The sequence below is a fragment of the Jiella sonneratiae genome (assembly GCF_017353515.1).
GTDB classification, from domain to species: Bacteria; Pseudomonadota; Alphaproteobacteria; order Rhizobiales; family Rhizobiaceae; genus Jiella; species Jiella sonneratiae.
In genome coordinates this window covers 175046-196930 of record NZ_JAFMPY010000009.1, presented here as the reverse complement: position 1 = coordinate 196930, position 21885 = coordinate 175046, and the positions used below count along the sequence as shown (strand labels likewise).

The following is a 21885-nucleotide window of genomic DNA, read 5'->3' as shown; positions in this document are numbered from 1 at the left end:
CCGATATGCAGATATTATCGGACCTTTGAGGGATGGGGGATTGCGGCCTCGAGCGTCAGATCACCGGCCTCAACGGAATCGAGGACCTGGAATGCGGATAGCCCCTCGACCCTCTCGATCGGCGGGCAGGTGCACATAAGCCGCATTGCGATGATCGAGTTGGGCGTGACGAATTCCTTCCCGGCGATTTTGAACGTCACAAGCCTGCCCTTCTCGCGCTCTCGGCGGAGCGACGCGGGGGTGAGGTTCCCATTGAGGAGAACTTCGCACGCCTGCGCAAGCGTCAGCAGATCGTCGGGCCGAAGCTCTTCGCGAGAGAGGAGCGCTCGCTTTCGCATTAGTCTAGGTCACAAGGATGAACGACAACGCCGACCATCCCCTGTTTGTGACAGACGCGCAAGCGGCGAGGCGCGTCGGTGTGCCGGTCGCAGTCTATCGCCAAGCTGCGGCGATCCTCGAGCGGCAAGGCTTCCCGCGGCCGGATCCGATGTTCCACGATCGGCGATATTGGCCGGCCATCCGTGCATTCCTCGATCGCAGGGCGGGCTTGGATCGTTCCGGCCTAACGCTTCAGCCGGACGGCGAGGAGCATTGGGACTAGGCCGGATCGAAGTGCGGGAAACGTCAGTACCGCCAGCGCTGCTTGAAGTCGTCGATGAACCAGCCCTCCGAATCCTCCTCGGCGCCTCTCATGGACCGGAATTTGAAGTAGGAGTCGTAGCCCTGCGCAGAGCACCAGCGTCGAAAATCCGCATAGTCGGGGTCTGCTTCAGCAGACTTCGGGGTGCCGGTCTCGCGGCTCCATCTGTCGCGCAGCTGCGCTTGGGCCTGCTTCGCTTCATCCTTCGTCATGTCGCATTCCATGTCGCGTGGAGCTGCCGAGTGTCGCAGGAAACCGCTGAAAATCAAGGGAACTCACTGCAACATGGATGCGACATAAGACAAGCAGATTTGCCGCTCTTAATATCGTTCAAGTGGCTGATTTTGCTTAGAAAATTGAGTGGCTGGGGAACCTGGATTCGAACCAGGACTAACGGAGTCAGAGTCCGCTGGTCTACCGTTAACCTATTCCCCACCAGGCGCCCCCGGGGCGCCGTGTCTGCGCCGAACCTGGTAGCGGCTCTTGCTGGCGCAGGGCTTGCCGTCCGGACGAACCGCGGCGACGGGCTGTCATATAGCGGTCTCGCCGCAGGATGTGAACCCTGCCGGGGTGGATTTTTGCCGCCTATCATCGGGATCTCCGGAAACGACCGTCGTTAATGTGGAAACCGCCCCGTGCCGGGCCGCAGGGCAATCGCATGCGAAAATTTGCAAGGACGTCGGGAGCGAAAGGCCGGAGCCACGGACGGCTCCCGCAGGAAAAACCAAGGTTCCGACAGGTAGCGGCTTCGTCCGGCGAGCGACGACAGCGGCGGCAACGCGGCTTGCCACTGGGTTGGCCGCATGCCAGCATCGCAACCGATGGTGCAGATCTTCCTTTCCTACGCCCATGCAGACACCGAGCGGCTCGACGCGTTTTTGACGCATCTCGATCCCGTGCGCCGGTCGGAGGGGTTCACGATCTGGGACGACCGGCGCTTGAGGGCCGGCGAGATGTGGGACGAGGGCATCCGCAAGGCCGTCCGTGAATCGGACATCTTCATCTGCCTCGTCACCAACCGGTTCCTCGCCTCGACCTATATCCGCGGCAGCGAGCTGCCGGCGATCCTTCAGGCGGAAAACCGGGGTGCGCTGGTCCTCCCCGTCATCCTCGAACACTCGCATTGGGACCAGATCTTTGCCGAGCGGCAATGCGTGCCTTCGACGAAGCGCGGGGAGCTGCGGCCGATCGTCAACTGGCGGCCGCGAAACGACGGCTATCACGCGGCGAGCGTCCAGATCGCCCGCTCGATCACCGACTATGTCGAGACCGAGCCGGCCCCAATACCCTCCCCCGGCCCATCGCTGATCGCGACGCCGGACGGCTTCGAGATCACCGACGACACGCCGTCGGCTGCCGCGCTACAGGATCGATCCGGACGGGACCATTCACGATCCGGATGGAAACGCAAGCGACCTGTTCGAAAGTTGGGCACTTGCGGCGCGCGAGACGAGTGGGCCAGAGGCTCCTGAAGCGGAGAGATAGCCGCACTGCCCAAAGCGCGGGAGCTTTGGCGATGTTTGGCGATCGCCCCTATGTTCCTGACCGTGACAGCACGCCCTACCCCTCTTGCGCCCGACAGCGCGCCGATCTCCCTGCCCGAACCTTTCCTCCGATGGTTCGCCGGCCATGGCTGGGCGCCGCGGGCGCATCAGCTGGAGCTGCTGACGAAAGCCGAGGCCGGCGCTTCGGTACTGTTGATTGCGCCGACCGGGGCGGGCAAGACGCTGGCCGGGTTTCTGCCGGCGCTGGTCGATCTCCACCGCCGCGGCCGGCCGAAGACAGGCGCCCGCCCGCGCGGGGTGCATACGCTCTATGTCTCGCCGCTGAAGGCGCTGGCCACCGACATCCAGCGCAATCTCGAGCGGCCGGTCGCCGAGATCGGGCTTTCGGTGACGCTCGAAACCCGCACCGGGGATACGAGCCAAGTGCGCCGCCAGCGCCAGAAGCTGAAGCCGCCGGACATCCTTCTGACGACGCCGGAACAACTGGCACTGCTGATCGCCGGCAAGGACGCAGCCGACTTCTTCTCCGACCTTCGCTACGTCGTCTTCGACGAGCTGCATTCGCTGGTCACGTCGAAGCGCGGGCATCTGCTGGCGCTGGGGTTGGCGCGGCTCAGGAAGCTGCGGCCGGAGCTGCAGACGATCGGGCTTTCGGCGACGGTGTCCGAGCCAGCGGAGCTGTGTCGCTGGCTGGTGGCGCAGAATCAACGGACGGGAGACGGCATAACGGCTGATGCGGATGCTGATGCTGCAGCAGAACTGAAGCCCGAGGCCGATCTCATCACCGTCGCGGGCGGCGCCAGGCCTGACATTCAGATCCTCGATTCAGAGGAGCGCGTTCCCTGGCAGGGGCATACGGCGCGCTATGCGCTCCCCGAAATCTACGCGGCGATCAAGGCACACCGGACGACGCTGCTCTTCGTCAACACCCGCAGCCAGGCGGAGCTCTTGTTCCAGGAGCTGTGGCGGATCAACGAGGAGACGCTGCCGATCGCGCTGCATCACGGCTCGCTCGACGTCGGCCAGCGCCGCAAAGTCGAGGCGGCGATGGCGAAGAACGAACTCCGCGCCGTCGTCGCCACCTCCACCCTCGATCTCGGCATCGACTGGGGCGACGTCGATCTCGTCATCCATGTCGGCGCGCCGAAGGGCGCCTCGCGGCTGGCGCAAAGGATCGGCCGGGCGAACCACCGGATGGACGAGCCGTCGAAGGCCATCCTCGTTCCCGCCAACCGCTTCGAGGTGATGGAGTGCCGCGCCGCGCTCGACGCCAACTATCTCGGCGCGCAGGACACCCCGCCGCTCCGGGACGGCGCTCTCGACGTCCTCGCCCAGCACGTCCTCGGCATGGCGGTGGCGGCGCCGTTTCGCGCCGACGATCTCTATGACGAGGTCACCTCGGCCGCGCCCTATGCCGGTCTTCCCCGCGAGACCTTCGAGCGGATCGTCGAATTCGTCGCCACCGGCGGCTATGCGCTGAAGGTCTATGAGCGCTACGCCAAGATCAGGCTCACCGAGGACGGCACCTGGCGGCTGACACATCCGCGTTTCGCGCAACAGTACCGCATGAACGCCGGCACGATCATCGAGGCGCCGATGCTGGAGATCCGGCTCGTGCGCCGGCGCACCGCCGCGGCGATCGCGAGAGGCGGCCGGGCGCTCGGAAAGATCGAGGAAGCCTTCCTCGAAACCCTTTCCCCCGGCGACACCTTCCTCTTCGCCGGCGAGGTTCTGAAGTTCGAGGGCATCTTCGAGACCACCTGCCTCGTCACCAAGGCGGCGAGCGAAGAGCCGAAGGTGCCCTATTACGGCGGCTCGAAATTTCCGCTGACGACCTATCTCGCCAAGGAAGTCCGGGCGATGCTCGCCGATCCCGCCCGCTGGCACGCCCTGCCGGACCAGGTGCGCGACTGGCTGTCGATCCAGAAGCTGAAGTCTGTGATTCCGGGGCCGGACGATCTGCTCGTGGAGACCTTTCCGAACGCCAAGCTCTTCCACATGGTGCTTTACCCGTTCGAAGGCCGCCTCGCCCACCAGACCCTCGGCATGCTGCTCACCCGCCGGCTGGAGCGCGCCCGGGCGATGCCGCTCGGCTTCGTCGCGACGGATTACGCCATTTCGATCTGGGGCCGGCGCGACATGGGCGCAATGATCGCCAAGGGCTCGCTCCCCCTCGACGCCTTGTTCGACGAGGACATGCTCGGCGACGATCTCGAAAGCTGGATGGCCGATTCCTGGCTCCTGAAGCGCACCTTCCGGCAATGCGCGGTGATCTCCGGCCTCATCGAGAAGCGCCATCCTGGCCAGGAGAAGACCGGCCGGCAGGTGACCGTCTCGACCGATCTCGTCTACGACGTTTTGAGGGCCCACGAGCCGGACCACATCCTCATGCAGGCGACCTGGGCGGACGCGGCGACCGGGCTTCTCGACGTTGCCCGCGTCTCCGACCTCCTCGCCCGCATCAAGCACCACATCGTCCATGTCGACCTCGACCAGATTTCGCCGCTCGCCGTCCCCGTCATGCTGGAGATCGGCCGCGAGAGCGTCGTCGGCGAAGCGCGGGACGCGGATCTTCGCGAAGCGGCGAAGGAGGCGATGATCGCGATGGCGATGGGCGAGATGGCGGGCGAATAGGTCGGCGACCAGTGGAGTGCATCTATCTCCACTTTCAACTTTATTGACTCCATACTGCTACTTGAGATAGTTTCTAATTCCCTAGCGTAAGAACCGGTTCGGAGCCGGGACCGTGGTCGCCGCGGTTTCCGGCAACGGCGGAGCTTTGGGGACGACGGATATTCGTGTGGGAGCCCCCTATGGCCAATGCAAGTGAGCGCCAGGCGGAACTGGCGAAGACGCAGACCCGCGCTGCCGACGCGGCCATGTCCTCGGCCAGGGCAGGCAGCCCCGCCGTCGCGATGGGCACGTTGATGACCGAGGTAATGGGGCACGGCGGCCTCTACACCTTGCTCGACAAGGAAAGGACCGGGAAGCGGATCGAAGCCATGGCGATGGCCCATATGGGGCATGGCGGCGGGATGCATGGCCCCCATGGGGCGCATGCGATGATGCAGCATGCCGCGGCGATGGCCGACATGGTGCCGACGTTCTTCTTCTACTTTCTCGTCAACAAGCCGTATAACCTTCGATCCGAGCTGATCAGTTTTCTCAGCTATCCCAATCGCCATATGCTCAGCCCTATAGTGCCAGACCCCGGTATGGTCGAAAGTGGCCCTGCCACGCCGGCAGACGGCGCGCCGTCTGCCAAGCCCTACGGCTCCGTCGGCCGCACCTATTCGCAATTCAACGATCCGAGCCCGACCATCCCGGCGGCAATGACCTTCCTCGGCCAGTTCATCGATCACGACCTGACGCTGAACGCGGTGAACCTGTTCGATGACCAGACCAATCTGGTTCCGAACGACGCCTCGCCGCTGATCGATCTCGACAATGTCTACGGCCCGCGGGTCGACGACGAAAATCCCGGCAAGCCGCGCGAAATCCCGATGAAGGACGGATATTTCTGCTTTCGCCGGGTCGAGAATTCTGACGGCGAGCGGATCGGCTTCGACGTCTGCCGGCGCGATGGCGAAAGTGACGGCCGCAAGGTGAAGGTCGCGCTGATCGGCGACAAGCGCAACGACGAGAACCAGATCGTCCTGCAGGTGCACATCCTCGCCATGCGCCTGCACAACGCCTTCCGCTCCCTCGGCTTTGACTACTGCGAGGCACGCAGGCAGACGATCCTCACCTGGCAGGCGATGATCCTCGACGAATATCTGCCGCTGATCGCCCAGCCGGAGATCATCGCTGATGTCCGGGCGAAGATCTTGACCGGCGATCGGGACGGCCTCGGCAACAAGCCGGGCAAGACCGTATGCGGCGGCGATGTCCTCGGCATGCCGCATGAATTCGCCATCGGCTTCCGCTTCGGCCATGCGCAGATCCGCAGCGAATACAGCCTGCGGGCACCGTCGGAAAAGGACGATCTCAAATACGTCTTCCGGCTGTTCGACAGCCTGTCCGACGGCAGCACCGATCTTCAAGGCGGAAAATGCCTCAATGCCAGCCGCATCATCGATTGGACCTACTTCCTCAACGATCCCGATGAGAGACTCGACTCGAACATCATCGACACGAAGCTCAACGAAGTGACGTTCGATCTGCCGCAGAGCGCCATTCCCGACGATCTCAAGCTGGTCGGCAACCTCGCCTTCCGCAATCTGGTGCGCAGCGACAGCATCGGCGTTTGTTCCGGCGAGGATCTCGTCGATTTCTACAATCGGATTCTGGATCGGACGAATCAGATTGTGAGGCTGACTCCCAGGCAGGTCGAGAATAACGAAGGTGATCCGGATGATCCGGACAAGTTCCATCCGCTCTTCAAGCAGTCCAGCTGCGACTGCCCTCCCTTCCGCACGCCGTTGTGGTACTATCTGCTACGAGAGGCCGAGGTTGAGAGAGCTGCAGACCCCAACGCTATTCAAGGCCGTCTCGGCTCGCTCGGCAGTCGGCTGGTCGCGGAGGTCCTCCTCTGGGGCATCGACTACGGCGAGCATTCCGTGTTCCGGGCGGTTCGCGAACAGACACCTTGGCAGCCGGACGTCTACCGGGGCGGTCTCGTTCCTTCGCAGGGCGAGGTCGAATATCCGGATGAGCCAAAGCGCAAGAAAGTCACGCTGCTCGATATCGTCAAATTCGTCGAATGGGCGGAAAAGCAGCCTGATTTCATCGTCCATGACTGCTGCGACCCGGATCAGGCCCCGCCGCCTTACTGCCCTCCAACTCCGGGCGGCGACACATCGGCGTGCAAGAGCACGGGCGATGATCCGAAGTCGGCCGCCCAAAGCGCGGGCTGACGGCAAGCGGTCAGAATGCGCTGCCCTCCTCGGCTAGCCGCCCTAACTCATCGTGCGTCCCTTCCGGCCGGAGCGCACGATGTACAATCTCTGGTACAAGAACGCCGTCATCTATTGTCTCGACGTCGACGCCTTCATGGATGCCGACGGCGACGGGGTCGGCGATTTCCAGGGGCTGACCGACCGGCTCGACCATATCGAGGCGCTCGGCTGCGACACGATCTGGCTCCTGCCCTTCTATCCCTCGCCGGACCGGGACAACGGCTACGACATCACCGACTATTACGGCGTCGATCCGCGGCTCGGCAATCTCGGCCATTTCGTCGAATTCGCTCAAGCGGCCAAGGATCGCGGCCTGAAGATCATGGTCGATCTCGTCGTCAACCACACGTCGATCGACCATCCGTGGTTCCAGATGAGCCGGGCGGGCCATCCGAAATATCGCGACTGGTACGTCTGGGCCGACGAGGAGCCGGCCGACGCCGAAAAGGGCATCATCTTTCCCGGCGTGCAGGAATCCACCTGGACCTTCGACCGCAAGCGCCAGGCCTATTACTTCCACCGCTTCTACAAGCACCAGGCCGATCTCAACGTCGCCAATCCGGAAGTGCGCGAGGAGATCGAGCGGATCGTCGGCTTCTGGCTGCAGCTCGGCGTCTCGGGCTTCCGGGTCGACGCCGTCCCGTTCATCATCGAGGACCTCGCGGGCCCCGACGACGGGCTCTCCCCCTACGGCTATCTCGGTCAGATCCGCCGCTTCCTCTCCTGGCGCCGGGCCGAGGCGATCCTGCTCGCCGAGGCGAACATCCCGATGGAGAAGGCCGGCGACTATTTCGGCAATGACGACCGGCTGAACCTCGTCTTCAACTTTCCGCTGAACCAGCGGCTGTTCCTGGCGCTGGCGCGCCGCGAGGCGACGCCGGTGCGCGACTTTCTGGCCGCGCTGCCGACGATCCCGGAGACGGCGCAATGGGCGACCTTCCTGCGCAATCACGACGAGATCGACCTCGGCCGGCTGGAGGACGAAGAAAGGGCCGAGGTCTTCGCCGCCTTCGGACCGGAAAAGTCGATGCAGATCTACGACCGCGGCATCCGCCGGCGGCTCGCGGCGATGCTCGGCGGCGACGAGCGGCGCATCGCCATGGCCTTTTCGCTGATGCTGTCCCTGCCCGGCACACCGGTGATCTGGTACGGCGACGAACTCGGCATGGGCGACAATCTCGCCCTTCCCGAACGCAACGCCGTGAGGACGCCAATGCAGTGGTCGGCGAAGCGCTCCGGCGGCTTTTCCACCGCAAGGCCGGAGGATTGCGTCCGGGTTCCGGTCAGCGAAGGGCCGTTCGGCTACGCCCATGTCAACGCCGACGCCCAGCGGATCGACCCGACCTCGCTGTTCTCGACGGTGCAGCGGCTGATCCGGGCGCGGCGAAGCTGCCCGGAGATCGGCTGGAGCCCGCCGGAGGTGCTCGACGTCGACGGCGCCGCGATCATCGGGCTTCGTTATTCCTGGCGCGGCAACACCCTCATCACGCTGCACAATCTCTCCGACGCGCCGCAGACCGTCGAGATGACCGCGTTGATCGAAGGCTGCGAGGTCCGTCCGGTGCTGCGCGCCGGCATCGATCTCGACCGCTCGCGCGACGGGCTGACGCTGCGTCTCGACGCCTATGGCTACGAGTGGCTGCGGCTGGAGCCGCCGGCGGAAGGGTCGTGATCGCCGTCAGCCTGCGCCGTCCTGCCGCAGCGAAGGCCCGCCCCGACTCTTGCCTTCCCCCCGCCGTCTCGGCCAGAAAGAACGAAACGCGAATCAGCGCTGCGTGCAACGAAGGTCCCGCGGCGGGGCCGGCGATGCCGCGAGACGACGGGGAGCAAACGGCGATGAACGCTCTGGCACGGCGGCGGGCGCAGCTTGGCTGCGAAGCGCTCGAAATGGCGCTGGCGGGCGAAAGGGTCGCCTGCGATCCCGCCGGCGTCCTCTACCTTGCCGCGGAAAACTGCCTCGTCGTTTCGGACCTTCATCTCGAAAAGGGCGCGGCCTTCGCCCGGCGCGGCATGTTCCTGCCGCCCTACGACACCGCCGCGACGCTGTCTCTGCTCGCCGCCTGCCTCGATCGCTATTGCCCGGCACGCGTCGTCTGCCTCGGCGATTCGTTCCACGACGTGAAGGGCGCCGCCCTGATGCCGGCCGGCGAGCGCGCGTCCCTGCGTTCGCTGATGGCCGGCCGCGACTGGATCTGGATCGCCGGCAACCACGATCCGGAGCCGCCGGTCGGGATCGGCGGCGAGACGCTGGCGGAGGTCGCGATCGGCGCCCTCGCCTTCCGCCACGAGCCGAGTGCCGGCCGGCGCCGGGGCGAAGTGTCCGGCCATCTCCATCCCGTCGCGCAGCTCGCCGGCCGCGGCTCGCGCCGGGCCTGCTTCGCCACCGACGGGGAGCGGATGATCCTGCCCTCCTTCGGCGTCACCACCGGCGGGCTGAACGTTCTCGACCGGGCGTTTCACGGGCTGTTCGACGCCAGCCGGGCGCTTGCCTGCATGATCGGCCATGCCGGCATCTATCCGGTCCGGTTCGGCGCGCTGTCCGCCGGCTGACCCTGGTGCAGGTCAGCCCCAGGTCGACGCAAAGGCGGCGATCTGGCACAGCGTGACGACCGAGGCGAGGACGAGGCGCAGCCGACCGAACCAAGCGGGCAGTTCGCCGCGGCGCGCCGAAACGACGTCCCACAGGCCGGTCAGGGCAAAGCCCGCCGCAAAGCCGGCGAAGCTCCAGGGGCTCGGGGCGAAAAGCAGCGCCCAGCCGAGGAGCGACGGCAGCACCGCGGCGACGAGGGTGCCGATCGCCTGGTGCTGCGGCGCCAGCGAAAAGCCCCAGCGGATGCCGCCGAGAAAGGCGAGGATGGTCGCCGAATAGCCACCGAAGGCGAGGATCAGCTGGGGATAGGCGATGAAGTTCCGCCCGGCATAGACGAGCAGCGCGGTCATGACCACGAAGGGAACGAGACCGAAGAGCCCGAGCGTCCAGGCCGTGCGCCGGTGGTCGCGGTGGCGCCCGCCGGCGCGCGGCCCGGCAGCCGCCGGCCCGGAAACGTCGTCACCCTCGCTCTGATCAATCGTGCTCATGGAGCAGAAGATAGGCGGGAGCGCAGCAAGGTCACCGGGCGCGGCGTCACGTCCATCAGGCGCCGTCCCGCCCCTGCCGGCCCTGCCGCCGCGGCCGACGCGGGCGCCGCGTCAATCGCGCTTGAAGACCAGCCGGCCGAACCATCCGGTGAAGATGGCGAGGAGCACGGCGACGATGCCGTAGAGCACGCCGTAGCGGGTGGCGACGTCGTCGATGTAGCTCTCGAAGCCGGACTTGCGGACGTAGAGCGGCTCGGAGCTCTCCCGGATGAACACGCCGCTGCGGAAGAGATAGGCGCGCGCCATGTGGGTCCCGGTCGGCAGGTCGGCCGGGAGATAGAGGTCGGCCCGAAACAGCGTCGGGCTGACGAACTGCACCGTCCCGACCGACTGGTTGTAGAGGCCCTTCGCCTCGCGGATGCGCTTCAGCGCCTCGGCATAGCGACCGCCCGGTCCGTTCTCGTCGGATTCGGGAACGGGGCCGCCGCCGACGCTCGCCCGCGCCCGGCGTTCGCCGAGGCTGACATTCGCCTGCCCCTTCGCCGGGTCGGGATCGTCGAGCGCCGGGTCGGCGGCGGTACCGGGAGGGCCGGCGGCCGGCGCGCGGTCGAGCCGCAGGTCTTCGATCCCGAGCGACAGACGCTCGCGCAGCTCCCTGCGGGCGACGTCCCCGAGCGGGCGCGTCGCGGCGAGCGCGTAGGAACCCGGCACGGCGTCGAAGGTCTCCGAGCCGCGGTTGATCCACAGGCCGAAGGTCCGCTCCTTCTCGCGCACCACCACCGGGCTGCGCGGCCCGACCAGAACGACGACGATGTCGTAGCGCTGCTGGCGCAAGAGCTTCGGATCGGCATTGTCGAGGGCGCCGAAGACCACGAGCCGGGCGCCGGTGAAATCGGAGGTGATCGAGATGGTGCCGGTCGAAAGGCCGATCTCGAAGGTTTCGTTGCCCTCCTGCTGGGCGAGCGCCGGCAACGGCGCGAAGGCGAAGCCCGATGCGAGCGCGAGGACCGCAGGCCGCCGGATCGCACCAAGGCCGAGGGACGCCGCCTGCACCGCGCCCTTCACCCGATCTCTCCCGTCGGCAGGCTGATGCTGAAGGGCTCGTCGGGCTTGGCGACCAGTTCCCAGCCGAGGCGCAGGCCGACGGCGAGGACGAGAAGCGCGAGCAACGCGCGCAGCTGGTCGCCGCGCAGCTTGCGGCCCGCCTCGGTGCCGAACTGCGCGCCGATGACGCCGCCGAGCATCAGCAGGAATGCGAGGACGACGTCGACGGTGCGGTTCGTCGCCGCCTGCAGGATGGTGGTCGCGGCGGCCGTGAAGATGATCTGGAACAGCGAGGTGCCGATGACGACGCTGGTCGGCACCCTCAGGAGATAGATCATCGCCGGAACCGCGATGAAGCCGCCGCCGACGCCCATGATGCCGGCGAGCAGGCCGATCAGGAAGCCGAGCACGAGCACCGGGATGACCGAGACGTAGAGCTTCGAGCGATGGAACCGCATCTTCAGCGGCAGGCCGTGGACCCAGCTGTGCTGGCCCGGCCGGCGGATTTCGCCGGTGCCCTGGGACCGCGCCCGCAGCATCGACTGCAGGCTTTCCACCAGCATCAGCCCGCCGATGCCGCCGAGAAAGACGACGTAGAGGAGCGAGACGACGAGATCGAGCTGCCCGAGACGCCGCAGCAGCGTGAACAGCAGCACGCCCGCCAACGAACCGACGAAGCCGCCCGACAGCAGCACGGTGCCGAGACGCAGATCGACCGTGCCCCGGCGATAGTGCGCGAGCGCGCCGGAAAACGACGCCGCGATGACCTGGTTCGCCCCCGTCGCGACGGCCACCGCCGGCGGGATGTTGTAGAAGATGAGGAGCGGCGTGATCAGGAAGCCGCCGCCGACGCCGAAGAGGCCGGAGATGAAGCCGACCGCCGCGCCCATACCCACCAGCACGAAGACGTTGAGAGAGATTTCCGCGATCGGCAGGTAGAGATTCACGGGAGCGCGGCCAATGGATCTTGTCGGGATTCCGCACTGCGGCGGATGCTCAATCTTCTGACCCGAAGGGCACCCGGTGTCAAATGGCGAAAGGCCTGCTGCACCGGTCTTTCGCGCCCCGCCCCGACGCCCTCAGCCGTCCTTGCGGGCCAGCAGCTTGCGGATCAGCGTCTCGTCGACCTTGCCGGTGGCGGCCAGCCCCGAATCCTTCTGGAACGCCTTGATCGCCTGGGTGGTCTTTTCGCCCATGACGCCGTCCGGCGCGCCGGGATCGTAGCCGATCTTAATCAGGATTGCCTGGATGTTGCGGATCGCCCGCGTCATGTCGACGGAGGAGGTCTCGGTCTTCTCGGACGGACCGGTCCATTCCTTCGGAATGTCGACGGTGTTCGCCTGTTCGTTGCGGGCGAGCGGCTTGAAGCCGGCGATGTCGGCATCGGCGCTCTTGAGCTGCGCCGGGGTCAGCGCCTTGCGGATCTCGTCGCGCTTGGAGGCGGCGTCCTTGTCGCCCTCGCCGGCGACGATCGAGAACCACTTGTAGGATTTGACGAGATCCTGGTCGACGCCGGCGCCCCGCGCAAAGAGGATGCCGAGATTGTACTGGCTGTCCGGCATGCCGTAGCTCGCGGCCTTTTCGAACCACTGCGCGGCCTTCGCCGGATCCGACTTGCCGTCGATGCCGGTGGCATAGAGGACGGCGAGATTGTGCATCGCCCGGACGTTGCCGCCGTCGGCCGCCGCCTGATACTCGTCCCGCGCCTTGGCGAGATCGCGGTCGACGCCGTTGCCCTTCTCGTAGAGCGTGCCGAGGCTGTATTCGGCCGGGGCGAAGTCGCGGCCCGCGGCGAGTTCGAACCACCGTGCCGCGGCCTTCGGATCCGGCTCGCCGAGGCGGCCTTCCATCAGCCTCAGGCCGATCTCGAACAGCGCCTTCGGATCGCCGGCCTGGGCCGCCGCCATGAGCGGCTGCGAGGCGAGCCCCTCGGGGATCGACGGCAGGTCCGCGGGCGCGATCGCCGGCTGTGCCCCCTGCGCGTCCGTCGCCGCGCCCGCATCGGCGGGCGCCGGCTCGGCAAGGCCGGCGACGGCGCCCTGCGAGGCCGTCTGTGCATTCGGCGCGTCGATGGCGGAAGCGTCGGCGGCGGGTCCCGCCGTTTCCGCAAAACCCGCCTGGCTCGGGCCGTCGTCCAGCGAGAATCCGACCTTCGGGCTCGGCAGCGCACCGGCCGTCGTCATCGGCGCCGGAACGTCCGCGGTCCGGTTCGAAGCACTTCCGGCCGGAACGGCGATGCCGGGGCCGGCCGCATCGCCGGCGGCAGTCGCCTGCTTCTTCGAGACGGGCTCGGCGGCCGTCGTCGTGTCGGAAACGTTCGCTTCCCCGCCCGCCGGGAGTGCCTGGTCCTGGGTCGCGACCGCGTCCCGGGCGGCACGGTTCTCCGGCGCCGAACCGGACATGAGGCGCGGCGCCATCTGGCTGGCGAGCACCGCGAGCAGGATGGCGCTGACGGCGAGGAGGATCGGCTTGCGGCGGCGGCGAATCGTCGCGGCGAGCCCCTCGCCCGAAGCATTGTCGGCCTCGCCGGCGCGGCTGTTGCGCATGACGTCGGCTTCCGCCGCGGCGGCGAGCGCGGCGCGGCGTGCGGCGGCGATGAAGTCGGCCTTGCCGCCGTGGTCCTCTTCCGAGCGGCCGGCCTGCTGGGCACGCACCCGCTCGATCAGGGAGACGATGTCCGGCTGGCCCGAGCCGACCGCGAGCGGACGGTTGGCCTCCTGAGAGGCGACGTCGAGGGGATCGCCCGCGTCGCCGCCATCCGGCTGCCCGCCGAAGCCTTCCGGCTGCGCCGAGGCGGCCGCGTGGTCGGCAAATTCCGGTTCCTGCCAGGGGTCCGGACGCATCTCCCTGGCGGCGGCCGGCGCGGCCTTAGCGGAGCGGCGCTTCAGCATGCCGCGCAGGCCGCGCGGCGCTTCGTCGACGGCCGGGGCCGCGTGCACGGCCTCGGCGGCCGCCGGCTCGCGGCCGGAGCCGATCTCGGCGTCGATGCGGTCGATGCGGTCGACGAGCTTGAGCAGCGTCGCATGCATCGCCTCGTAGAAGGTCTGGCTCTGCTCGCCGCTGGCGCGCGACATTTCCTGCAGGGCCCGCAGGTCGCCGGCGAGCTGCTCGACATAGGCGCCCTGGCGCCCCTCGCCCTCTTCCATCATCCGGCGCACGGCCGCATCGGCGGCAGCCTGGGCCGATTCGATGATCGCCTCGCGGTTCTCCTCGATGCGGAACTCGATGGTGGCAAGGCGCTCGTCGAGGTCGGGATCCGACAACGCCGTGGCGCTGCCGACCTCGGCGATCCGCTCGGACAGCCGAGTGATCTGCGCCTCGAGGGCTCCGACGATCTCAGGGTCGAGGCTCGGCGCCGCAAAGGATTCGAGCCGCTGGTTGAGGCTGACGAGACGCGCCTCGATGGCGGCGACGTCCGGCCCGGCATTTGCGGGCATCGAGGCGAGGGAGTCGAGCTGCGAGGAAAAGGCCTCGATGCGCTCGCCGAGCGCCGCGATCGCCGGGCCGTTGGAGAGCCCCTCGATCCGGTCGGCGAGTTCGGCGATCCGCGTCGACATCGCCTCGACATCCGCCTCGCCGAGGCTGTCGACCCGTGTCTGCAGGGCCTGCAGCCGCGCCTCGACCCGCTCGACCGGCGACATGTCGACCGACGGCGCCTTGGTCGCAGCCGCGACGATGGCCCGCGAGATTTCGTCGAGACGCTCCTCGAGCGCCTGGAAATTGGCTTCCTCGGCCTCGTCCCGGCGCGCCGCGCCGAGCGCGTCGAGCCCCGCAGACAGCGCCTCGAGGCGGGCCTCGATCGGCGCCAGCGCGAGGCTGTCCGGCAGCCTGCTCAGGGTTTTTTCGAGCTGCTCCATGCGCCCCGAAAGCGCCCCGATGTTCTCCTCGATCGCCCGCGAGGCGAAGCGCTCCTCGAGCGAGCCCCAGCGCGCCTCGACCGCCTTCACCGACTGTTCGGAGGCGAGCGTCTCGAGCTTGTCGCGCAGGCTCGCCATCTCCGAGCGCAGGAGCTCGGTGAGGTCCGGCCCCTCGGCGCGCTCCGGCTTGTCGAGATAGCGGCTCTCGAACTCGTCCCAGCGCCGCTCGACGGCCTTGATGTGCTCTTCGCTCGCCAGCCCGCCGAGCGACATGCGCAGGCGTTCGAGCTCGTCCTTGATGTCGCGCCGCTCCGTGGTCGACGCTGCCTCGCGATCGTTGATCGTCTCGCGGATGTCGTCCCACTTGGCGTCGGCGAGCCGCAGGCTCTCCTCCCGGGCAACGTCCTTCACCAGGCTTTTGATCGAATCGAGCTCCGAGCGCAGGCCCTCGACGCCGACCTCGTCGGCGCCGCTCGTCGCCATGCGGGCAAGGCCCTCGTGGACCCGGGCGATCTCGGCGTCGATCTTGGCGCTGCTCGCCCGCTCGGCGATCATCCGGCGCAGCTCGTCGACCGCGTCGCGCATGTCGTCGAAGCGCGGCTGGAAGCTCTTCGCCATGTCGGCGCGCAGTTCCTCGCGCAGCCGCTCGAGCTGTTCGGTGATGCTCGGGCCGGCCGGAACCTTCGGCCGCGCGGCGAGCCGCGCTGCGGCCGCCTCGTCGGTGGCCGGCAGCGGCGTCACCCGGGGCTGGGCTTCGCTCCGCTCTTTCGCGGAGATGTCGTCGACCGGCGCCTCGCGCAGCGCGGCTCCGGCCGCGGCGGGACGGGCCGCCGCCGAACGGTTGAGCGTGCGCTGGCGCATCACGATTTCGGAAACCGCCTGTGACAGATCGGTGCGCGGCGAGGGCCGCGCGGCACCGACCGCCCGGCGACCGGCGGAGGCGGCGAGAAGCACGGGCTCGGCCGCATCGGGCCTGGCGGCGGCAGGTTCGTGGCGGTGCAGATCCGCCGCGGCGCGGGCATGGCTTGCGGTCAGTTTCGACAGACGGGCTTCGAGCTCCTCGAGCGTCCGGCTCAGGGATTCCAGCGAGGAACCCTCCTCCGCACCGCGATGCCTGCCCTTTTCCATCCCTTGCAAGTCGGCCATTTCCCGCTCTTCCCGGTTTTCCAAGGGCCGGCCCGTCGGTCCAGCCTCTGCACGCTGTGCGCGCCTTCTTGGCGCGGCCCCGCTCCGCACCATTTCCCGACGGGTGGGGCGAAGACGGTCCCCTCCACGGCTCATAGGGGATTAGACCCGGAACCCGGCTTGAAGCTGGAGTCCGATCGTGTCCGGCGACCCTCTGTTACAAATCTGTCTTTGAAGAGCCGCATTTGGATCGATATTCCTCTAGGTAGGGATTCGGGGCTTGCCCTCCGGCAGGTCGACCCGGATCTCGGGGCAAAAACGGAAATTCGTAATGGCAAACCTAACAGCGGTCGCGAGACCGGAAGAAGACGAAGCCCAGGTCGACATCGACTTCCTCCTGGGGATCAGCGGCGACCCCCACGCGGAGAAGGAGACGTTCCGCATCGGCGACCTCTCCCAGGAGTTCGGCGTCACCTTGAGGACCCTGCGGTTCTACGAGGATCGCGGCCTGCTGGCACCGGCTCGTCGCGGCACGACGCGGCTCTACAGCCGCAAGGACCGGGCACGGCTGCGGCTCATCCTGCTCGCCAAGATGCTCGGCTTCTCCCTCACCGAGGCCAAGCAGCTCATCGAGCTCTACCATCAGCCGAACGGCAAGCGGAAGCAGCTCGAAGTCTCGCTCGAGCGGTTCGAAGAACAGCGCCACATCCTGCTGGAGCAGAAGCGCGAGATCGAAGAGTCGATCCGCGCGATGGACAAGACGATCGACTATACGCGCTCGCGGCTCGACGAGGCCGCCGGCTGAACCGTCCGGCCGGCTCCGCTTTCGGCGGAGCCTTTGCCGACGGGCCGAACGACCCGGACATGGCTCCGCCGACCCGCGTCGGCGAGGGCCTTGTCGTATCGTCCGCACGAGCCCGGCGCAGCGTTCCTGCGGGACGCGATTGCTACCTTGCCGTGGGCGCCGCCTCGGCAATCTTTCCCTCTTCAAACCGGTCCAAGCCGGTCCGGCTCCGGAGCCTCCGCCTGGGCGGACGGACACCGGGCACCGCGCCATTGACGTTTACGTCAATGTAAGCCATAGACCGGCGACGCGATGGATGCGGCCTCGTCCCGATTGCGGCGCGGCCCGGCACCACGGATCATGGGAGAGGAGGCAACGCTCATGGCCGAAGCTTACATCTACGATCACGTCCGCACGCCGCGCGGTCGCGGCAAGAAGGACGGCGCGCTGCACGAGGTGCCCGCCGTCCGCCTCGGCGCCAAGGTTCTCGAAGCCCTGCGCGAGCGCAACGGTATCGACACCGCCACGCTCGACGACATCATCTTCGGCTGCGTCGACCCGGTCGGCGAGGCGGGCAGCGTCATTCCGAAGGCGGCCGCCTTCGAGGCCGGCTACGCCTTCTCGGCGCCCGGCATGCAGATCTCGCGCTTCTGCGCCTCGGGTCTCGACGCTGTGAACCTCGCCGCGGCGAAGGTCGCACAGGGCGCCGACGATCTCGTCATCGCCGGCGGCGTCGAGTCGATGTCGCGGGTCGGCATGGGCATGTCCGGCGGCGCCTGGGTGATGGACCCCTCCGTCGGCATCCCGGCCTATTTCATGCCGCAGGGCGTCTCGGCGGACCTCATCGCCACCAAATACGGCTTCTCCCGCGACGACGTCGACGCCTATGCCGTCGAGAGCCAGAAACGCGCCGGCAAGGCGTGGGCCGAGGGGCGCTTCGCCAAGTCTGTCGTCCCGGTCGTCGACCAGAACGGCATGACGATCCTCGACCGCGACGAGCACATGCGCCCGACGACGGACATGCAGTCGCTCGGCAGCCTGAAGGCTTCCTTCGCCCAGATCGGCGAGATGGGCGGCTACGACGCCGTCGCCATCCAGGCCCATCCGGAGATCGAGGCGGTGGAGCACGTCCACCATGCCGGCAATTCCTCGGGCATCGTCGACGGCGCGGCGGGCGTACTCGTCGGCTCGAAGGCCGGCGGCGAGGCGATCGGCGCCCGGCCGCGGGCGCGGATCAGGGCCTTCGCCAACATCGGTTCGGATCCGGCGCTGATGCTGACCGGGCCGGTCGACGTTACCCAGAAACTGCTGCAGCGTTCCGGCATGACGCTCGGCGACATCGACCTGTTCGAGCTCAACGAGGCCTTCGCGGCGGTGGTGCTGCGCTTTCGGCAGGCCTTCGACATCAATCCCGCGATCCTCAACGTCAATGGCGGCGCCATCGCCATGGGCCATCCGCTCGGCGCCACCGGCGCGATGATCCTCGGCACCGTGCTCGACGAGCTGGAGCGCCAGGACAAGCAGACGGCGCTCGTCACGCTGTGCATCGGCGCCGGCATGGGCACGGCGACGATCATCGAGCGGGTGTGAGGGCGCCGCGATGTCTGCCCCGGCGGCATGGCGGCGTTCAGGCGGTCTGCGCCAGCCTTTCCTGCCCGGCGTCGCACCACGGCACGTCCAGCGACACTTCGAGGGTCGGCAGCGCCTCGAAGGCCGGCTTGGCGAAGTAGTAGCCCTGGAAGAGGTTGACGCCGGCCGCCTTCAGCGCCCCGAACTCGGCCTCCGTCTCGATGCCTTCGGCGAGCACGGTGATGCCGAGTTCGCGGGCGACGTAGAGGATGGCGGCGAGGATCGCCTGGCGGGGATGGGATCTGTCGACGTCCCGCACCAGCTTCATGTCGATCTTGATGAGGTCGGGCTGGAAGTCGGCGAGCAGGCCGAGCCCGGCATAGCCGGCGCCGAAATCGTCGAGCGCGGTGATGAAGCCCATGCGGCGGTATTCGGTGATGATCCGCTTCAGATGCGCGACGTCCGCCATCTCCTCGGATTCGGTGAACTCGAACATCACCGCTTCGAGCGGAAAGCTGTGCTTGCGGGCCGCGGCCAGCGTCGCGCGCAGGCAGGCCGCCGGCTCGTAGACGGCGTTGGGCAGGAAGTTGATCGACAGATGCAGGTCCCTGCGCGGAAACAGACGTGCGGCGAGATCGATCGCCTTGACCCGGCAGGCCTGGTCGAAACGGTACTTCTGCTCGGCGGAGACCCTGCCGAGGACGGAATAGGCCCCCTCGCCCGCCTCGCCGCGGACCAGCGCCTCGTAACCCCAGACGCGGCCGGCCCCTGCGTCGACGATCGGCTGGAAGGCCATCGAGAAGGAGAAGTCGAGCGGCTTCGAGCCCTGGCAGCCGGGGCATTCGTGAGCAGTCATCGGGGATTTCCTTGCTTTCGTCTGCAAGGATGACGATGCCGTGCAATCCTTGAGACTGTCTCAACGTCGGATCGTCGCATCGCCTCAAAGCATTCATTTCGAAGGAAAATCGGTAGCCGGATGCGTTTCGGCCGCAAACGGGATGGGAGCCAGCCATGACCTACGAGAACTTCACCATCGACACCGATGCCGACGGCATCGCCCTCGTCACCTGGGACATGCCGGGACGTTCGATGAACGTCTTCACGGCAGAGGTGATGGACCAGATCGACCGGATCATCGATCAGCTCGCGGCTGACGAAGCCGTCAAAGGGGCGGTCTTCACCTCCGGCAAGAAGGGATCCTTCACCGGCGGCGCCGACCTCAAGACGATCAGCGCGATGTTCGAGGACTTCCATGCCGAAGTCGGCCGGAACCGCGAGGCGGCGATCGCGACGCTGTTCGAGCGGGCGGGCCGGATGTCGTGGCTGTGGCGCAAGCTGGAGACCTGCGGCAAGCCGATCGTGACGGCGATCAACGGCACCTGCATGGGCGGCGGCTTCGAGATGGCGCTGGCGAGCCACGGCCGGGTCGCGGCGCGTTCGGCGCAGATGGGTCTGCCGGAGGTGAAGGTCGGCATCCTGCCCGGCGCCGGCGGCACCCAGCGGATTCCCCGCTTGCTCGACACGCAGGCCGCGCTCGCCCTGCTGACCAAGGGCTCGACGCTCTCGGCCGACGAGGCGAAGGCGATGGGCCTCATCGATGCGGTGGTCGGTGACGGCGATCTCGTCGATGCGGCCAAGGCTCTGCTGAAGAAGGGGCTTTCGCCGGTGAAGCCCTGGGACGAGGAGCGCTTCAAGCTTCCCTCCGGCCCGATCTATTCCCCGCAGGGTGCGAAGATCTGGCCGGCGGTTGCCTCGCTCTACCGCAAGGAGACGGCGGACAACTATCCCGCGGTCAAATGCATCGTGAAGAGCGTCTACGAGGGCCTGCTGCTGCCGATGGACCAGGCGCTCAGGGTCGAGCAGCGCTACTTCACCGAGGTCCTGCAGACCACCGAGGCGCGGATGATGATCCGCTCGCTCTTCGTCTCCGCCCAGGCGCTGGCGAAGGGTGCCCGGCGCCCGAAGGACGTCCCGCCCTCGAACCTTCGCAAGGTCGGCATCGTCGGCGCCGGCTTCATGGGCGCGGGCATCGCCTTCGTCGCGGCCAAGGGCGGCCTCGACGTCGTGCTGATCGACCAGGAGCAGGCGGCCGCTGACAAGGGCAAGGCGCATTCGCAGAAGCTCGTCGAGGGCCTCGTGGCGAAGGGACGCATGAGCCAAAGCGAGGCGGAGGCGCTTCTCGCCCGCATCACCCCCACCGCGGACTATGCCGCGCTCTCCGACGCCGGCCTCGTCGTCGAGGCGGTGTTCGAGGATCGCGACGTCAAGGCGGAGGTGACGAAGAAGGTCGCGGCGGTGCTTTCCGCCGACGCGGTCTATGCCTCCAACACCTCGACCATTCCGATCACCAGCCTCGCCGAGACCTTCGACGATCCCGAGCGCTTCATCGGCATCCACTTCTTCTCGCCGGTCGACCGGATGCAGCTGACCGAGGTGATCCTCGGCGAGAAGACCGGTGAAAAGGCCCTCGCCGTCGCCCTCGATTTCGTCCGGGCGATCAAGAAGACGCCGATCGTCGTCAACGATTCCCGCGGCTTCTTCGCCAATCGCTGCGTGCTTCGCTACATGAACGAGGCCTACGACATGCTGGTCGAGGGGGTGCCGCCGGCGATGATCGAGAACGCCGCGAAATTCGCCGGCATGCCGGTCGGGCCGCTCGCGCTCAACGACGAGACCGCCGTCGACCTCTCCCACCGCATCATGAAGGCGACGATGCGCGACATGGGCGAGAGCGCCGTCGACCCGCGGCACTTCAAGCTGGTCGAGACCATGACCTCGGACGGCCGGCTCGGGCGCAAGGCGGGCAAGGGCTTCTACGACTATCCGGAGAAGCCGGCGAAGAAGAAGCTCTGGCCCGGCCTCAAGGAGATGTTCGACCAGAAGGATCCCCAGACCGTCGACTTTACGGAACTGAAGCAGCGCTTCCTCGTGACGATGGCGCTGGAGGCCGCCCGCACCATGGAGGAGGGCGTCGTCACCGATCCGCGCGAGGCCGACGTCGGCTCGATCTTCGGATTCGGCTTCGCCCCCTATACCGGCGGCACGATCAGCTACATCGACGGCATGGGCGCCAAGGCCTTCGTCGCGCTGTGCGAAAAGCTCGAGGCAAGGTTCGGCGAGCGTTTCGCCCCGACCCCGCTGCTGCGCGAAATGGCCCGCAGCGGCGAAACCTTCTACCAGCGGTTCGATCCGGACGGGGCCTCGGCAAGGGCCGCCTGACCCGGGCAACCCAGGCGGGCCGGTCACGGCCCGCCCTCGCCGACATGCAATGCCGGAAGGTCTGGCGTCGTCCTGTGCCAAAATGGGATGACGCCAGACCTTCGCCATGTTTAAAGGTTCAAATTCGACGAAAGGGATGCGACGCGGACTTGGATGCGATCGACGG

The 21885-nt window shown here is 67.3% G+C and carries 16 protein-coding genes and 1 tRNA gene; 9 read left to right on the top strand and 8 right to left on the bottom strand.

Annotated elements, in window-relative coordinates; translation table 11 throughout:
- Nucleotides 1-14: 14 nt before the first annotated feature.
- Nucleotides 15-338, bottom strand: coding sequence for a hypothetical protein (locus J1C47_RS11225; RefSeq protein WP_207350850.1), 324 nt, complete (start codon nucleotides 336-338; stop codon nucleotides 15-17).
- A 17-nt stretch (nucleotides 339-355) separates the two neighbouring features.
- Between J1C47_RS11225 and J1C47_RS11220 the strand changes: the two genes are divergently transcribed.
- On the top strand, nucleotides 356-601 hold the full coding sequence (locus J1C47_RS11220) for a winged helix-turn-helix domain-containing protein (RefSeq protein WP_207350849.1): 246 nt from the start codon (nucleotides 356-358) through the stop codon (nucleotides 599-601).
- Between the two features lie 23 nt (nucleotides 602-624).
- Here J1C47_RS11220 and J1C47_RS11215 read toward each other — a convergent pair whose 3' ends face one another.
- Complete coding sequence (locus tag J1C47_RS11215; protein WP_207350848.1) at nucleotides 625-852, bottom strand: hypothetical protein; 228 nt, start codon at nucleotides 850-852, stop codon at nucleotides 625-627.
- Nucleotides 853-1001: 149 nt separating this feature from the next.
- Nucleotides 1002-1075 (bottom strand) — tRNA-Gln (locus J1C47_RS11210).
- Between the two features lie 368 nt (nucleotides 1076-1443).
- Between J1C47_RS11210 and J1C47_RS11205 the strand changes: the two genes are divergently transcribed.
- From J1C47_RS11205 to pdeM, 5 genes are all read left to right on the top strand, one after another.
- Entirely contained in the window at nucleotides 1444-2112 is a 669-nt protein-coding gene (locus J1C47_RS11205) for a toll/interleukin-1 receptor domain-containing protein (protein WP_207350847.1), read from the top strand.
- A gap of 63 nt (nucleotides 2113-2175) precedes the next feature.
- Nucleotides 2176-4779 (top strand): ligase-associated DNA damage response DEXH box helicase, encoded by a 2604-nt coding sequence (locus tag J1C47_RS11200; protein WP_207350846.1) that lies wholly within the window; start codon nucleotides 2176-2178, stop codon nucleotides 4777-4779.
- A 179-nt stretch (nucleotides 4780-4958) separates the two neighbouring features.
- Nucleotides 4959-7001 carry a peroxidase family protein gene (locus J1C47_RS11195; protein WP_207350845.1) on the top strand — a complete coding sequence of 681 codons (2043 nt, stop codon included), beginning with the start codon at nucleotides 4959-4961 and terminating at the stop codon, nucleotides 6999-7001.
- A gap of 79 nt (nucleotides 7002-7080) precedes the next feature.
- Entirely contained in the window at nucleotides 7081-8715 is a 1635-nt protein-coding gene (locus J1C47_RS11190) for an alpha-amylase family protein (RefSeq protein ID WP_207350844.1), read from the top strand.
- Nucleotides 8716-8879: 164 nt separating this feature from the next.
- Nucleotides 8880-9593 carry a ligase-associated DNA damage response endonuclease PdeM gene (gene pdeM, locus J1C47_RS11185; RefSeq protein WP_207350843.1) on the top strand — a complete coding sequence of 238 codons (714 nt, stop codon included), beginning with the start codon at nucleotides 8880-8882 and terminating at the stop codon, nucleotides 9591-9593.
- Nucleotides 9594-9605: 12 nt separating this feature from the next.
- Here pdeM and J1C47_RS11180 read toward each other — a convergent pair whose 3' ends face one another.
- The 4 genes from J1C47_RS11180 to J1C47_RS11165 all read right to left on the bottom strand — a co-directional run bounded on the left by J1C47_RS11180 (nucleotide 9606) and on the right by J1C47_RS11165 (nucleotide 16168).
- Entirely contained in the window at nucleotides 9606-10121 is a 516-nt protein-coding gene (locus J1C47_RS11180; RefSeq protein WP_207350842.1) for a DUF3429 domain-containing protein, read from the bottom strand.
- Between the two features lie 111 nt (nucleotides 10122-10232).
- Nucleotides 10233-11186 (bottom strand): TIGR02186 family protein, encoded by a 954-nt coding sequence (locus J1C47_RS11175; protein WP_342591967.1) that lies wholly within the window; start codon nucleotides 11184-11186, stop codon nucleotides 10233-10235.
- Nucleotides 11183-12112: a TSUP family transporter gene (locus J1C47_RS11170; protein WP_207350841.1), complete on the bottom strand. Its 930-nt coding sequence runs from the start codon at nucleotides 12110-12112 to the stop codon at nucleotides 11183-11185. The genes J1C47_RS11175 and J1C47_RS11170 overlap by 4 nt, the downstream gene beginning before the upstream one ends.
- Nucleotides 12113-12244: 132 nt before the next feature.
- Nucleotides 12245-16168: a peptidoglycan-binding protein gene (locus tag J1C47_RS11165; protein ID WP_207350840.1), complete on the bottom strand. Its 3924-nt coding sequence runs from the start codon at nucleotides 16166-16168 to the stop codon at nucleotides 12245-12247.
- A gap of 310 nt (nucleotides 16169-16478) precedes the next feature.
- On the opposite strand from J1C47_RS11165, the gene J1C47_RS11160 reads away from it, so the two are divergent.
- Complete coding sequence (locus tag J1C47_RS11160; protein ID WP_207350839.1) at nucleotides 16479-16952, top strand: MerR family transcriptional regulator; 474 nt, start codon at nucleotides 16479-16481, stop codon at nucleotides 16950-16952.
- A gap of 360 nt (nucleotides 16953-17312) precedes the next feature.
- Entirely contained in the window at nucleotides 17313-18521 is a 1209-nt protein-coding gene (locus J1C47_RS11155; RefSeq protein WP_207350838.1) for an acetyl-CoA C-acetyltransferase, read from the top strand.
- Nucleotides 18522-18558: 37 nt separating this feature from the next.
- On the opposite strand, the gene J1C47_RS11150 is transcribed toward J1C47_RS11155, so the two are convergent.
- The gene (locus J1C47_RS11150; RefSeq protein WP_207350837.1) at nucleotides 18559-19356 is read right to left on the bottom strand and encodes an EAL domain-containing protein; all 798 of its coding nucleotides are present in this window, start codon (nucleotides 19354-19356) and stop codon (nucleotides 18559-18561) included.
- A 155-nt stretch (nucleotides 19357-19511) separates the two neighbouring features.
- Here J1C47_RS11150 and J1C47_RS11145 point away from each other — a divergent pair, with 155 nt between their 5' ends.
- On the top strand, nucleotides 19512-21719 hold the full coding sequence (locus J1C47_RS11145) for a 3-hydroxyacyl-CoA dehydrogenase NAD-binding domain-containing protein (protein ID WP_207350836.1): 2208 nt from the start codon (nucleotides 19512-19514) through the stop codon (nucleotides 21717-21719).
- The last annotated feature ends 166 nt before the right edge of the window (nucleotides 21720-21885 follow it).